Origin of the sequence: Janthinobacterium sp. Mn2066 (genome assembly GCF_049319705.1) — a bacterium.
Lineage (GTDB): Bacteria > Pseudomonadota > Gammaproteobacteria > Burkholderiales > Burkholderiaceae_D > Janthinobacterium.
Window position 1 is genome coordinate 377,477 of record NZ_JBMOUF010000003.1, and the last position, 14,675, is coordinate 392,151.

Sequence of the window (14,675 nt, forward strand, 5' to 3'; positions counted from 1 at the left end):
TGCATGGTGTTCATCGTCATTAATCATCATTCGCAAAGCTGGTGTTGTTCATGATCTGTTCGGTAATCTGCTCCAGCAGGGGCCACAGGCGCACCACGATGCGCCCGGCCCGTTCCGCTTCATCGGCCGGTTCGCCCGGCGCCAGCACTTCCAGGCTGTGGCACAGTTCGGCCAGGCCCAGGGCGCCCACGGTACGGGCCGAGGACTTGATGCGGTGGCCCAGTTCGCGCACCTGGTTGACGTCGCCACGCGCCAGCGCCGCATCGATTTCGGCAAAGCCGTCTTGCGTGGTCTGCAGGAACTTGAAGGCAAACTTGCGCACCTTTTGCGGGTTGTAGCCCAGCAGCTTGGCCAGGATGGACAAGTCGATCACCAGCGGATCGCCAGCCAGCGTGGTCTTGAAGGCAGGGGCGCTGCGGCTGCGCGCAGGCGGGGGCACGTCGCGCTCGGGCAGCCAGCTGGCGATGGTCTGGTACATCATGGCCGGCTGGATCGGCTTGGAAATGAAATCGTCCATGCCCGCTTCCAGGCAGCGCACCCGGTCTTCGCTGGTGGCCGTGGCCGTCATGGCCAGCACGCGCAGCTTGGCCAGCTGCGGGTCGGCGCGGATATGGCGCGTTGCTTCCAGGCCATCCATGAGCGGCATCTGCACATCCATCAGCACGCAGTCGAACTGCGTCTGGCGCAGCAAGTCCAGCGCTTCCACGCCATTATTGGCCAGGCAGACGGAGGCGCCCGCTTCTTCCAGCAATTCCAGCGCCACCTGCTGATTGAAGGGATTGTCTTCCACCAGCAGGATGCGGGCATGTTTGAGCGTGCTCATCACCAGGGCCGCATCGGCGTTGGCGCGCATGGCCGCCGCCGTTTGCACCATGGTGTCGAGCATGGCCGGGGCGGTCTGGTCCGAAATGCCCAGGTGGGCGGTAAACCAGAAAGTGCTGCCGGCGCCGGGCTGGCTGTCGACGCCCACGTCGCCGCCCATCAGCTGGGCCAGCTGCTTGCAGATGGCCAGGCCCAGGCCGGTGCCGCCATATTCGCGCGTGGTGGAGGTGTCCGCCTGCTGGAACGACTGGAACAGCTTGCTCATTTCGTTTTCCGACAAGCCGATGCCGTGGTCGCACACTTCGAAGCGCACCACGCAGTGCCGTGCATCGCCCACCACCTTGTGCACCTTGATGGTAATGCTGCCCTGCTCGCTGAACTTGATGGCGTTGTTCGTGTAATTGATCAATACCTGGCCCAGGCGCAAGGGGTCGCCCACCAGCACGGCCGGCAATTGCGGGTCGATCTCGAACACCAGTTCCAGGTTCTTGCCGGCGGCGCGCGGCGCCACTACCGTGCTCAGGGTTTGCAGCACGTGGTCAAAACTGAAATTGACGCGTTCGATTTCCAGCTTGCCCGCTTCGATCTTGGAAATGTCGAGAATATCGTCGATGATGCCCAGCAAGTGTTCGCCGGCGAAACGGATTTTCTCCAGGTAATCGCGCTGGCGCGGTTCCAGTTCCGTCTTCAGGGCCAGGTAGGCCATGCCGATCACGCCATTCATCGGCGTGCGGATTTCATGGCTCATATTGGCCAGGAACTGGCCCTTGGCCTGGCTGGCTTCTTCCGCCACCTGCTTGGCCTGGTCCAGCTGCTCGGTGCGCTGCGCCACCCGTTCTTCCAGGTGTTCATTGAGCTCGCGCAGGGCGCTCTCGCTACGCTTGTGATAAGTGATGTCGGTCAGGCTGGCCACCACCATGCTGACCTTGCCATATTCGTCGCGGATGGCTTCCGTATTCACGGATAGCCACGACAGGCTGCCATCGCCCTGCTGCACGCCCATCAGCACGTCGCGCATGGCTTGCCCGGTCGACAGGGTAATGTGCACGGGATGGCTGCGCTGGTCGAAGCTGGAACCGTCTTCGCGGATGGCGCGCCACAGGCTGTGGCTGTGATGGCTGCCCAGGCTGGCGGCCAGCATGCGTTCGGCCGCCGCATTGCTTTCCAGGATGAGGCCATTGCTGTCCTGCACCACCAGTCCATTCGTGACGGCGCCGAAGACGGACGCCATGCGCTGGCTGGAATTGGACAGCGCAATCGAGGCCTGGCGCCGTTCCGTGATGTCGGTGATCATCGCCAGGGTGCCGCCGGGCTCGCCGTTTTCCGACTGGATGCTGGTGCTCGACACCAGGCCCCACAAGCTGGAATGGTCTTTGCGGAAGAAGCGGAAATCGACCTGGTCCGGCTGGCTGGCCTTGTTGCCGTGGCTGGCCAGGCGCCGTTGCATCAGCAGCTGGCTGTCGCGGTCCATGAAGTCGAGCAGGGGCTGGCCCAGCATTTCCTGCACAGTATAGCCGAGCATATGCGCCATCTTCGGATTGACGAAGGTGGTCTTGCCTTCCGCATCCGTCATCCAGATGCCCTCGGCAGCCGTCTGCACGATCAGGCGGTAGCGTTCCGAGCTGGCGTGCAGCGCCTCTTCGGCGCGCTGGCGCTGGGTCATGTCGCGCAGCGACACGATGGAATACAGATGGCCGGCCATGCGCAGCGGCGACAGGCTGACCTTGGCCGGAAATTGCGAACCGTCGCGGCGGCGCGCCATCATCACCCTGCCAGGCAGGGTGTGCCGCCCTTGCGGGTCGCCCACGGTACGGCTGCCGGTGCTTTCCGGCACCAGTTGTTCCAGAGACAAGCCGATCAGTTCGGACAGTGGATAGCCGAAGCAGCGCGCGCCGATCTGGTTGGCGTAGTGCACCCTGCCATCGATATCGGCCACCAGCATGGCTTCAGGTGCAGCTTCCAACAGGCAACGCATGCGCCATTGCTCGTCGGCCTTGCGCTCGCTGATATCGCAAACGATGCCGCCCGCCTGCGTGGCCGTGCCGTCGGCAGCGCGGGTCAGCACGGCGCCGCGCGCCAGCAGCCAGCGCCATTGCCCATCGCTGTGGCGCAATCGGAATTCATAACTGACGGGGCCGGGCGCCTTGCCATCGACATGCTGGCGGAATACCTGGCTCATGCGTGCGCGGTCGTCGCGGTGTACTTGCGACAGCCAGTCGCTCAGTCTTTGCTCCAGTTTGGCATTCTTGTCGCCCAGGATATCCTGATACAGGCTGGACATTACCAGGTGGTCATTCTTGCGTTGCCAGGTCCAGCTGGCCATGGCGGCGCCATGCAGGGCCTGCACAAATTGCTGTTGTACCGGCGTCTTTTGCGCGGCGGCGCGCCAGCGCCATGCCTGCCAGCATGCAATGCCCGCCAGGGCGCTGGCCGCGATCGCCACATACGGCCAGGGCTGGCCATGGCTGGCCTCGGGCGCCACCGTTTGCGCCATGGCAGGCAAGGACAGGGGCACGCCGGCCGCCAGCATCGTATGCGCGAGCCGGTGCACCGCAAGGCGCGCTGGGCGCAATGCACTGAAACGGGTGTGGCTGCGATACGACAAATGCTTCCCTTTCTGGGCCCTGATTGAACCTGACTGACATGGTGGCACAGGCGCTGTTGCCCTGTAGGCGGCAACTATAGCATTGAATATTTAGCCAGAGTAGCGAACTTGGACGAGGCTCTGCAGGACGGCTTTTTTCCTGCCCCAAAATGGTGATTTTCAGCCTGTCCTGTGAGTATCCGTGAGAAAGTGCGTGCCGAATTCTGCTAGGAAAAGCGGCTTGCCGGCCTCAGCTGAAGCTGCCGGCGAATTGATAGCGGTGTCCCGGATGCCACATCGTCGCGATCGAGGCCACCTTGCCGCCCGAGCGCGTCTGGCGGCGCAGCACCAGGCACGCCTGTCTGGTGTCGATGGCCAGCATTTCGGCGATGTCGCGCGGGGCGGACAGCGCCTCGATGCTGTAGGTGGCCCCTTGCAGGGGGGCGGCGGCCATCAGGTATTCGTTCGGCGTGATGCTGGAGAAATCCTGGGTCATGTAATCGGGCGCGCAGGCGGGATTGACCCAGCGGTCTTCCACCTGGATCGGCACGCCGTTTTCAAAGTGCACGATCAGCGAATGAAACAGCTGCTGCTCGGGCGCCAGGCCAAACTGCTTGGCCAGCAAGTCCGAAGCCTTGCTGCGTTCAAGCAACTGCAAGCTGCTGCGGTGGATATGGCCGCGCGCGCGCACTTCATCGGCGATACTCTTGATTTCCAGCAAGGTCGCCTGGTATTTTTGCTGCGCCACATAGGTGCCGGAACCCTGGCGCCGGGTCAGTATCTGCTCGCTGGTCAGTTCGCGCACGGCGCGGTTGACGGTCATCCGCGAGACGCCAAATTGCTTGACCAGCGCCTGCTCGGAAGGGATCACGTCGCCTTCCTTCCAGCGGCCAGAGGCGATGCCTGCCAGCAAAAAATCCTTGATGCGCTGGAAAATCGGCGTATTTTCTTGGGTAATCTGGTCGTCCAATGCGGTTTCTCCGAAGCGCGGGCGGGGCGCACCTCCGGCCGGAGGCGTGCCTGCGATTTTAGCACTGCCCGCCGATCGAATTCAAAAGCAAGCGCCGGAGTGCGCCCGCCAGCGGCGCTGCTTATGATGGATACTAATCAATCACAAGCACGGAGTGCGCCATGGAACAGATGAATTTGCCCGTTTATTTGAGTGACGACGAACGCTGGGCTGCCGTGCAGCGGCGCGCGCCCGACGCCGACGGCGCTTTTTATTACTCGGTGCGCAGCACCGGCGTGTATTGTCGTCCCTCTTGCGGCGCGCGCCCCGCCCTGCGTCACAACGTGGCCTTCCACGCCAGTTGCGCCGAAGCGGAGGCGGCCGGCTTTCGTCCCTGCCTGCGCTGCAAGCCCGACCAGCCGCCGCTGGCCGAGCGTCACGCCGCCATGGTGGCCGAGAGCTGCCGCCTGATCGACGCCAGCGAAGAATTGCCTGACCTCGACAGCCTGGCGCAGGCGGCTGGCATCAGCCGCTTCCACTTTCACCGCATCTTCAAGGCGCACACGGGCATCACGCCCAAGGCCTATGCGGCGGCGCGGCGCGGCGAACGGCTCAAGGCGGGTTTGTCAGGCGATGCCAACGTGACCGATACCTTGTATGCGGCCGGGTTCAATTCCAGCGGCCGTTTCTATGCCGCCACGCCAGGCTTGCTGGGCATGACGCCGGGCGCTTTCCGGGCCGGCGGCAGCGGCGCCGTGATCCGTTTTGCGATTGCCGCCTGCTCGCTGGGCGCCATCCTGGTTGCCAGCACGGACAAAGGTATCTGCGCCATCCTCATCGATGACGACCCGGAAGTCTTGCTGCGCGACTTGCAGGACCGCTTTCCCCGCGCCGAACTGCGCGGTGCGGAAAGCGACTACGAACAAACGGTGGCGCAGGTGATCGGCCTGGTGGAAGCGCCGCAAATCGGCCTGGACCTGCCGCTCGACGTGCGCGGCACGGCGTTCCAGCAGCGTGTCTGGCAAGCCTTGCGCGAAATTCCCGCCGGCAGCACCGTCAGCTACGCGGAACTGGCCCGGCGCATCGGCGCACCGAAGGGCGCGCGCGCCGTGGCGGGCGCCTGCGCAGCCAACGCGCTGGCCGTGGCGATCCCTTGCCATCGTGTCGTGCGCAACGATGGGGCCTTGTCCGGCTACCGTTGGGGTGTCGAGCGCAAGCAGGTGCTGCTGGACCGCGAGGCAGGCAAATGAGGGAACACGATTGGCAACAGATCGAAGCGGACTTGAACCAGCATGGCTGCGCCGTCGTGCCCGGCTTGCTGGACGCTGAAACGTGCGCCGCGCTGGCAGGGCATTACGACGAAGCATCACATTTCCGCAGCCGGGTGGTGATGGAACGCCACGGTTTCGGGCGCGGCGAGTACCAGTATTTTGCCTATCCCTTGCCGCCCGTGGTGGCTGATTTGCGCCAGCAACTGTATGGCCCGCTGGCGGAAATCGCCAACCGCTGGCAAGCGGCGATGGGCCTGGAAACGCGTTTTCCACTCGACCATGCGGATTTCCTGGGCCGTTGCCATGCTGCCGGACAAGTGCGTCCCACGCCCTTGCTGCTGCGCTACCGCGCAGACGATTACAACTGCCTGCACCAGGACCTGTATGGCGAGCACGTGTTTCCCTTGCAGCTGGCCGTGCTGCTGTCGCGCCCGCAAGACGATTTCACGGGCGGCGAGTTCGTGCTGACGGAACAGCGCCCACGCATGCAGTCGCGCGCCGAGGTGGTGCCGCTGGCGCAGGGCGATGCGGTGATCTTTCCCGTGTTTCACCGTCCCGTGAACGGCGCGCGCGGCAGCTACCGCGTGCAGATGCGCCATGGCGTGTCGCGGTTGCGCGCAGGCGTGCGGCATACCCTGGGCATCATTTTTCATGATGCGAGCTGAGCTTTATTTGTAGCGCTTGAGTTTCCTGCATTACATGGCATGATGGCTGCTCCTGACCACTTTACTTTCTTGCCATGTCCGCGTTTTTTCGCCTGCTGTGTCTATTGACGATTTTCCTTTTGCCTGGCGCCCATGCGGCCGACGATGCGGCATCACTATTACCTGATGCCAAGGCGGCCACGGCAGCCGTGGCGTCCGCCGGCAGCGAAGCGGCCAAGACGGCGGCATTCACTTTTACTAACCGCAAGATATTTGTCTTCCGCGCCACCCTGGCCGGTTATCCGCCCGACGAGCGGGCCTCGGGCGCCCGGCACCGGTTGCAAGGCGTGCTGGCAAAAAATGGTCCGTTGCAAACGGGTACGCGCACCATTCCGGAAGGCACCCAAGTCTTGCTCGACGGCGTGCAATTGTTTGTCGTCATCCCCGGCGACGTCAACCAGCTGGCCGGCGACACCACCGACAGCGTGGCGCAGGAGGCGGCCGGGGAGTTGCGCAAGTCCCTGCTCGACTATACCGAGCAGAGCAGCTGGCGCTATCTGGCCATCGCGGCGGCCGTCTGCGCCGTCGCCACCCTGGTGTTCTGGCTGGTGTGGATGGGCTTGACGCGGCTGCACCGCTGGGCCAAGCGCCGCAGCGGCGTGCTGCTGGCCTCGCGCCTGCGCGATGTGCGCCTGAAAAACGTGCGCGTGCTCGATGCGGAACACTACATCGCTTTCGCCTATCAACTGCTGGGCGTGGTGCTGTGGGCGCTGCGCCTGATGGCCACGTATGTATGGCTGGCTTTCGTGCTGGGCCGGCTGCCGTACACGCGCGCCTGGGGCGAAAGCCTGAGCGGTTATCTGCTGGAGGTGGCGACCGACGTGCTGCACGCCGTCATCGGCGCCTTGCCGGGCCTGGTGCTGGTGTGCGTGATTTTCGCCATCGCGCGCCTGGTGGCGGCCACCGCATCGTCCTTGTTCAAGCGCGTCGAGAGCGGCGAATTGCAGATCGGCTGGCTGGACCAGGACACGGCCATGCCCACGCGCCGCATCGCCAGCGTCGTCATTTGGCTGTTTGCGCTGGCCATGGCCTATCCGTACCTGCCCGGTTCGCACACGGCCGCCTTCCAGGGTTTGTCGGTGCTGGTCGGCCTGATGGTGTCGATCGGCGCGTCGAGCATCGTGGGGCAGGGCGCCAGCGGCCTGATCCTGATGTACACGCGCGCCTTGCGCAAGGGAGAATATGTGCGCGTGGGCGAGAGCGAAGGCACGGTGGTCGACGTGGGCATGTTCGAGACGCGCTTGCGCACGGGCCTGGGCGAAGAAGTGGCCTTGCCGAACGCCTGGGTGATGTCGCAAACGACCAAGAATTATTCGCGCGCCTTGCCCGGCGGCGGCTTCGTGCTGGACGCCAGCGTCACCATCGGCTACGCCACGCCCTGGCGCCAGGTGCACGCCATGCTGGAACTGGCGGCCGCCCGCACCACCGAATTGTCCACTACGCCAAAACCGTATGTGATGCAGCTGGCCCTGCACGATTATTATGTGCAATACCGCCTGGTGGCCTACGCCAGCGCCGAAGTCCCCCGCCAGCGCGCTGAAGTGCTGAACCGGCTGCACCAGAACATCATCGACGTCTTCAATGAATTCGAAGTGCAGATTACCTCGCCGCACTACATCGCCGACCCGGAGGAATCGCAAGTGCTGCCGCGCGAGGAGTGGTTCAGGGCGCCGGCGAAGGGGCCGGAGTAAGAGCGGGGGAGGGGTAAATCAGGAGGTCTGACAGGCCTGCTTGCGTTAAGATGCCTGTCTTTACTTACCCATTCAAAGAGAGTACCGATGGTCAACGCAGTACCGCAATCCCCCGCCGCCCGCAGCCTGGCTGCCGCCCTGATCGACGATCCGTTTTACCGCACCGTCACGGTGGCCTGCGGCGATGACGAAGCGGCGCGGCTGGAGATGCTGGCGGCGTATTTTGAGCTGGCACTGGCCGAAGGTCATCAGGCAGGGCGGGTAGACCTGGCCGATATTGACGGCAATGGCGCGGCCATCTGGAATACGGACACACCGGCTCCCGCGCGCCAGGCCGCTTACGCACAGCGCGAGGCCGCCTTGCGCGTCTTGCTGGGGCCACAGGGTTTTGCCCATTTCACGGCCATCGTCGAGAACATGGAACAGGCGTTGTCCGAGCACGCACTGAAAGATGCCTGGTATCTGTCGATTGCCGGTGTAGCGCCGTCTGCGCAGGGCAGGGGCCTGGGCGCGTCCGTGCTGGCGCCGGGCCTGGCAGCCGTCGACCAGGCCGGCGCCGTGTGTTTCCTGGAAACCTACAATGAGCGCAGCCTGCCGTTTTATGGCAGGCTGGGTTTCGAAGCGGCGGGAGTCTACAAGGAAGCAGTCACTGGCTGCGATTACTGGCTGATGGTCCGCCCGTCAAAATAGCTGGCAGATTGACCATTTTGCCCATTTCTATACACTGGTCTTTTTAATAAAAACCTGGAGATGGAATGACTACCCTGCCATTGCGCCGCACCCTGCTCACGCTCGCCTGCCTGGGCGCCCTCGGCCATGCCCGCGCCGATACGGTGATGACCAACGCCAATGGCTACACGCTCAATCATGCAGGCAAGGTGGTCCGCTTTACGGCCCTGGCGTTTGACGATGCGGGCAAGATCATCGCCGTCGGCTCCAAGGCTGACGTACAGCGCAAGGCGGTAAAAGGCACCACGGTGATCGATGTGCAGGGCAAGACGGTGTTGCCGGGCCTGATCGATGCGCACGGCCATGTGTTTGGCCTGGGGACGATCGCCAGCGGCGTGCTGCTGTATGGTTCGACCACGCTGGCGGGCGCGGTGCAGACGGTGGCCGATTTCGCCCAGGCGCACCCGGAGCGCAGCTGGATCGTCGGCAGCGGCTGGAACCAGGAAATCTGGAAACTGGGCCGTTTCCCTACGGCGGTCGAACTCGATGCGGCCGAAAGTACGCGCCCTGTGTGGCTGCGCCGGGTCGATGGTCACGCCGGTTGGGCCAACAGCCGCGCGCTGGCGCTGGCCGGCATCACGCGCGCCACGCTTGACCCGGCTGGCGGCAAGATAGAGCGCGATGCGGATGGCCATCCCACCGGTGTGCTGGTCGATAACGCGGTGGAGCTGATGGACGCCGTGCTGCCCAAGCCGGGCGATGCGGACAACCGCGCCGCGCTGGACGGCGCATTGGCCCAGCTGTCGCAAGTGGGCCTGACCAGCGTGCACGATGCGGGCATCGGCCAACTGCAGGACAGGCTGTTCCGCGACTACGCGGACCATGGCAAGCTGACGTTGCGCGTGTACGGCATGATCATGGATACCACCGATGATTTCGACGTGCTGTCGAAAAACGGCCCGGTCAATAGCTATGCCAACGACCTGTACGCGCTGCGGGCCGTGAAGCTGCTGTCCGATGGCGCGCTGGGCAGCCGTGGCGCGGCCTTGCTGGCGCCGTATAGCGACGATCCGACCACCAGCGGCCTGCTGTTTTACAAGGATGATGTCATGCGGGCCAAGATGGACAAGGCCATGCGCGCCGGCTACCAGGTCAATGTGCACGCCATCGGCGACGCGGGCAACCATCAGATCCTCGACGGCTACCAGGCCCTGATTAGCAAATATCACAATGTGGGCCTGCGCCACCGCATCGAGCACGCGCAGGTGGTGCAGTTGTCCGATATTCCCCGCTTCAAGACCCTGGGCATCGTGCCCTCGATGCAGCCCACGCACGCCACCTCGGACCAGAACATGGCCGAGCAGCGCGTGGGGCATGAACGCATCAAGGGCGCGTACGCATGGCGCACCTTTCTGAAACAGGGTTCGCGCATCGCCTGCGGCTCTGATTTCCCCATCGAGTCGCCCAATCCGTTCGAGGGCATCCACGCAGCCGTCACGCGCCAGGATAGCGCCGGCCTGCCGGCGGGCGGCTGGTATCCACAGCAAGCCATGACGGTGACGGAAGCGCTGCGCTGCTTTACCCTCGATGCGGCCTGGGCGGCGCATCAGGAAAACGTCGTCGGCTCGCTGGAAAAAGGCAAATGGGCCGACTTTATCGTGGTCGACCAGGATGTGTTCAAGGTCGCACCCACCGCCATCGGCAAGACGCAGGTGCTGCAGACCTGGCTGGCGGGCAAGCGGGTGTATGAAAAAAGGTAAAGGCTGAAGAAAACCTGTTGACTTGGTTGTATAGACAACCTATGCTGGGAGTACAGGAGCGGGCCGTGCATGCCCGCTCGCACCCTAGAGGAGACAGCATGAACAGCAATATGGACACAGATCCACGCTTTGATGCCAGCCGTACCATCCGCGCGCCGCGCGGCACGGCGATGGCCTGCAAGAGCTGGCAGGCCGAGGCGGCCTACCGCATGTTGCAAAATAACCTGGACCCGGAAGTGGCGGAAAACCCGCAGCACCTGGTGGTCTACGGCGGCATCGGCCGCGCCGCCCGCAACTGGGCCTGCTTCGACCAGATCCTCGCTTCCCTGCGCGAACTGGAAGACGATCAAACCCTCTTGATCCAGTCCGGCAAGCCGGTGGGCGTATTCCGCACCCACCCGGACGCGCCGCGCGTGCTGATCGCCAATTCCAACCTGGTGCCGAAATGGGCCAACTGGGAGCATTTTAATGAACTCGACCGCCAGGGCCTGTTCATGTATGGCCAGATGACGGCCGGCAGCTGGATTTATATCGGCACGCAGGGCATCGTGCAGGGCACTTATGAAACCTTCGCCGAGGCGGGCCGCCAGCATTTTGGCGGCGACTGGGCCGGACGCTGGATCCTGACGGCGGGCCTGGGCGGCATGGGCGGCGCGCAGCCGCTGGCCGCCACCATGGCAGGCGCCGTCTCGCTCACTATCGAATGCCAGCAAAGCAGCATCGATTTCCGTTTGCGCACGCGCTACCTGGACAAGCAGGCGGCCAGCCTGGACGAAGCTTTGGCGCTGGTCAAATACCACACTGAACGCAAGGAAGCCATTTCCATCGGCTTGCTGGGCAATGCGGCCGAAGTGCTGCCGGAACTGGTGCGCCGCGCAAAGGCGGGCGGCCTGCTGCCCGACCTGGTGACGGACCAGACGTCTGCGCATGACCTGGTCAACGGCTACCTGCCGCGCGGCTGGAGCGTGTCGGACTGGAAGGCGGCCCAGCAGGATCCGCAGCGCCATGCGCGCCTGGCGGTGGCCGCCGCCGATTCCTGCGCCGCCCACGTGCAGGCCATGCTGGACTTCCATGCCATGGGCGTGCATACCGTCGATTACGGCAACAACATCCGCCAGGTGGCGTTCGACCAGGGCGTGCAGAACGCCTTCGATTTCCCCGGCTTCGTGCCCGCGTATATCCGCCCGCAGTTTTGCGAAGGACGGGGGCCGTTCCGCTGGGTGGCCCTGTCGGGCGACCCGGAAGACATCTATAAAACCGATGCCAAGATCAAGGAATTGTTCCCGCACCACACGCAGGTACACCACTGGCTGGACATGGCGCGCGAACGCATCGCCTTCCAGGGCCTGCCGGCGCGTATCTGCTGGCTGGGACTGGGCGAGCGCCATCTCGCCGGCCTGGCCTTCAACGAAATGGTACGCACGGGTGAATTGAAGGCGCCTGTCGTGATCGGCCGCGACCACCTCGACACGGGTTCCGTCGCCAGTCCGAACCGCGAAACGGAAAGCATGAAGGATGGCACCGACGCCGTCTCCGACTGGCCGCTGCTGAACGCCATGCTCAATACGGCCGGCGGGGCCACCTGGGTTTCGCTGCACCACGGCGGTGGCGTGGGCATGGGCTATTCGCAGCATGCAGGCATGGTGATCGTGGCCGATGGCACGGAAGCTGCGGCAAAGCGCCTGGCCAGGGTGCTGGTCAACGACAGCGGCTCGGGCGTGATGCGCCATGCCGATGCCGGTTACGAAACAGCGGCCGCCTGCGCCAAGCGCAATGGCCTAATTCTTCCTATGGTGAAGTGAATATGACACAGCATTCCAACAGTTGGACCCTGAAACCAGGCGCGATGACTCTGGCCGATTTGCGCGCCGTCTGGGCAGCGCCTGCTAAGCTGGTACTCGCAGCCGAAGCCTATCCCGTGATCGAAGCATCGGCTGCCGCCGTGCAAGCCATCGTTGCCAAGGGCGACGCGGCCTATGGCATCAACACGGGTTTTGGTTTGCTGGCCAAGACGCGCATTCCCGATGAAAAGCTGGAGCAGTTGCAGCGCAACCTGATCTTGTCGCACTCCGTCGGCACCGGCGAATTGCTGTCGGACGCCGTGGTGCGCCTGATCATGCTGATGAAGATCGGCAGCCTGGCGCGCGGTTTTTCCGGCGTGCGCCCGCTGATTATCGACACCCTGATCGCGCTGTACAACGCGGGCATCATGCCGGCCATCCCCGCCAAGGGTTCGGTCGGCGCCTCGGGCGACCTGGCGCCGCTGTCGCACATGACCCTGGCGATCCTGGGCGTGGGCGAGGTGCGCGTCAACGGCGAATTGATGCCGGCGGCCGATGCACTGGCGCAGGCGGGCATCGCGCCGGTGGTGCTGGCGGCGAAAGAGGGCCTGGCGCTGATCAACGGCACCCAGGTGTCGAACGCACTGGCCTTGCACGGCCTGTTCATGGCTGAACGCCTGCTGGAAGCGGCCATGGTCACGGGCGCCTTGTCGCTCGATGCGGCCAAGGGCAGCGATGCGCCGTTCGACGCGCGCGTACACGCGGTGCGCGGCCAGCCGGGGCAAATCCTGGCGGCGCAGATGTACCGCCAACTGGTGGCGCACAGCGCCATCCGCGCCTCGCACCTGGAAGGCGACGAGCGCGTGCAAGACCCGTACAGCCTGCGCTGCCAGCCGCAAGTCATGGGCGCCTGCCTGGACCTGATCGCCAACGCGGGCCGCACCCTGCTGATCGAAGCGAACGCCGTTACCGACAATCCGCTGATCTTCCAGGATGGTCCTGGCGGCCGGGCCGAGATCGTCTCGGGCGGTAATTTCCACGCCGAGCCGGTGGCGTTTGCCGCCGATACGCTGGCGCTGGCGATCGCCGAGATCGGCGCGCTGGCCGAACGCCGCATCGCGCTGCTGATCGACGCCACCCTGTCCGGCTTGCCACCGTTCCTGGTGCGCGATCCCGGTGTCAATTCCGGCTTCATGATCGCCCACGTAACGGCGGCTGCGCTGGCGTCGGAAAACAAGTCGCTGGCGCATCCGGCCAGTGTCGACAGCCTGCCGACGTCCGCCAACCAGGAAGACCACGTCAGCATGGCCACGTTTGCGGGGCGCCGCCTGGACGATATGGCGCACAATACGGCGGTTATCGTCGGCATCGAGTTGCTGGCCGCCGCCCAGGGGATCGATTTCCACCGTCCCCTGAAAACCTCGCCGCACCTGGAGCACGTGCACCACCAGCTGCGCCAGCAAGTGCCGTTCTTCGACGCCGACCGCTTTTTTGCGCCCGACATCGAAGCGGCCAAGCAGATGGTCTTGCGGGGCGAGTTGAGCCTGACCTGCAAAAACCTGTTCGCCCCGCTGTACGCCTGAATCATAAACATCAGCACCAGCACCAGCAGCCCGGCCGGCGCTAGCCAGAGCCGGGCGCAAGGAGACCAGCATGGATTTTCGCTTCAATGAAGGCAGCATACCGCTGCTGGTGTCGATGCCCCACGTGGGCACCGATATTCCCGACGATATCGCCGCGCGGATGACGCCGCAGGCCTTGCAAAAGGCGGACACGGACTGGCATCTGCGCGAACTGTACGGCTTTTTGCACGAGATGGATGCGTCCGTGCTGTCGGCGCGCTGGTCGCGCTACACCATCGACCTGAACCGTCCGCAGGAAGACACGAATCTGTATCCGGGCCAGGATACGACCGGTTTGCTGCCGCACGATACCTTTCATCGCGAACCGCTGTACCTGGCCGGCCAGGAACCCGATGCGGCCGAGGTGCAGCGCCGGCTGCAGCGCTACTGGGCGCCGTACCACCGCCAGCTGCGTGCAGAGCTGGACCGTCTGCTGCGCGTGCATGGCGCCGTGGTGCTGTGGGACGCCCACTCCATCGCGTCGCGCGTACCGCGTTTTTTTGACGGCAAGCTGCCCGACCTGAACTTCGGTACGGCCGACGGCGCCAGCTGCGATGCGGGATTGACGTCCGCCGTGATGGACGTGGCGCAGGCGCAGGATCAATTTACCTTGGCCCTGAATGGCCGCTTCAAGGGTGGCCATATCACGCGCCATTACGGCCAGCCACACAAGCGCGTGCACGCGATCCAGCTGGAGATGTGCCAGTGTTTGTATATGGATGAAGCATCACCGTTTGGCTATCGTCCCGACGTGGCGGCACAGGTGCAGCCGCTGCTGCGCCAGATGCTGGACGCGGCTGTCACATGGGTGAAACGGTGAGC

10 protein-coding genes are annotated in these 14,675 nt (G+C 64.3%); 8 read left to right on the forward strand and 2 right to left on the reverse strand.

What is annotated here, in order from left to right; genetic code table 11:
• Positions 1-19 precede the first annotated feature (19 nt).
• Positions 20-3,427, reverse strand: a complete 3,408-nt coding sequence (locus tag ACL9RI_RS08040) for a PAS domain S-box protein (protein ID WP_422726050.1) — start codon at positions 3,425-3,427, stop codon at positions 20-22.
• Between the two features lie 229 nt (positions 3,428-3,656).
• A complete protein-coding gene (gene hutC, locus ACL9RI_RS08045) occupies positions 3,657-4,376 on the reverse strand; it encodes a histidine utilization repressor (protein ID WP_422726051.1) in 720 nt (239 codons plus the stop codon).
• A 170-nt stretch (positions 4,377-4,546) separates the two neighbouring features.
• On the opposite strand from hutC, the gene ada reads away from it, so the two are divergent.
• The 8 genes from ada (at position 4,547) to hutG (ending at position 14,673) form a co-directional block, all read left to right on the forward strand.
• The gene (gene ada / locus ACL9RI_RS08050) at positions 4,547-5,605 is read left to right on the forward strand and encodes a bifunctional DNA-binding transcriptional regulator/O6-methylguanine-DNA methyltransferase Ada (RefSeq protein WP_422726142.1); all 1,059 of its coding nucleotides are present in this window, start codon (positions 4,547-4,549) and stop codon (positions 5,603-5,605) included.
• The gene (locus ACL9RI_RS08055; RefSeq protein WP_422726052.1) at positions 5,602-6,291 is read left to right on the forward strand and encodes a 2OG-Fe(II) oxygenase; all 690 of its coding nucleotides are present in this window, start codon (positions 5,602-5,604) and stop codon (positions 6,289-6,291) included. Before ada ends, ACL9RI_RS08055 begins: the two co-directional genes overlap by 4 nt.
• 104 nt (positions 6,292-6,395) lie before the next feature.
• The gene (locus ACL9RI_RS08060; protein ID WP_422726053.1) at positions 6,396-8,021 is read left to right on the forward strand and encodes a mechanosensitive ion channel family protein; all 1,626 of its coding nucleotides are present in this window, start codon (positions 6,396-6,398) and stop codon (positions 8,019-8,021) included.
• An 87-nt stretch (positions 8,022-8,108) separates the two neighbouring features.
• On the forward strand, positions 8,109-8,711 hold the full coding sequence (locus ACL9RI_RS08065; RefSeq protein ID WP_422726054.1) for a GNAT family N-acetyltransferase: 603 nt from the start codon (positions 8,109-8,111) through the stop codon (positions 8,709-8,711).
• A gap of 65 nt (positions 8,712-8,776) precedes the next feature.
• Positions 8,777-10,450, forward strand: coding sequence for an amidohydrolase (locus ACL9RI_RS08070; RefSeq protein ID WP_422726055.1), 1,674 nt, complete (start codon positions 8,777-8,779; stop codon positions 10,448-10,450).
• A 98-nt stretch (positions 10,451-10,548) separates the two neighbouring features.
• Positions 10,549-12,252: a urocanate hydratase gene (gene hutU, locus ACL9RI_RS08075; RefSeq protein ID WP_422726056.1), complete on the forward strand. Its 1,704-nt coding sequence runs from the start codon at positions 10,549-10,551 to the stop codon at positions 12,250-12,252.
• 2 nt (positions 12,253-12,254) lie between these two features.
• Positions 12,255-13,814 carry a histidine ammonia-lyase gene (hutH, locus tag ACL9RI_RS08080; protein ID WP_422726057.1) on the forward strand — a complete coding sequence of 520 codons (1,560 nt, stop codon included), beginning with the start codon at positions 12,255-12,257 and terminating at the stop codon, positions 13,812-13,814.
• 70 nt (positions 13,815-13,884) lie between these two features.
• The gene (gene hutG / locus ACL9RI_RS08085) at positions 13,885-14,673 is read left to right on the forward strand and encodes an N-formylglutamate deformylase (RefSeq protein WP_422726058.1); all 789 of its coding nucleotides are present in this window, start codon (positions 13,885-13,887) and stop codon (positions 14,671-14,673) included.
• Positions 14,674-14,675: the final 2 nt, after the last annotated feature.

Bases quoted from the DNA above. Each gene is read 5' to 3' on its own strand.
- ada (WP_422726142.1), top strand. From the start codon at position 4,547: ATGAATTTGCCCGTTTATTTGAGTGACGACGAACGCTGGGCTGCCGTG.
- ACL9RI_RS08055 (WP_422726052.1), top strand. From the start codon at position 5,602: ATGAGGGAACACGATTGGCAACAGATCGAAGCGGACTTGAACCAGCAT.
- ACL9RI_RS08065 (WP_422726054.1), top strand. From the start codon at position 8,109: ATGGTCAACGCAGTACCGCAATCCCCCGCCGCCCGCAGCCTGGCTGCC.
- ACL9RI_RS08070 (WP_422726055.1), top strand. From the start codon at position 8,777: ATGACTACCCTGCCATTGCGCCGCACCCTGCTCACGCTCGCCTGCCTG.
- hutU (WP_422726056.1), top strand. From the start codon at position 10,549: ATGAACAGCAATATGGACACAGATCCACGCTTTGATGCCAGCCGTACC.
- hutH (WP_422726057.1), top strand. From the start codon at position 12,255: ATGACACAGCATTCCAACAGTTGGACCCTGAAACCAGGCGCGATGACT.
- hutG (WP_422726058.1), top strand. From the start codon at position 13,885: ATGGATTTTCGCTTCAATGAAGGCAGCATACCGCTGCTGGTGTCGATG.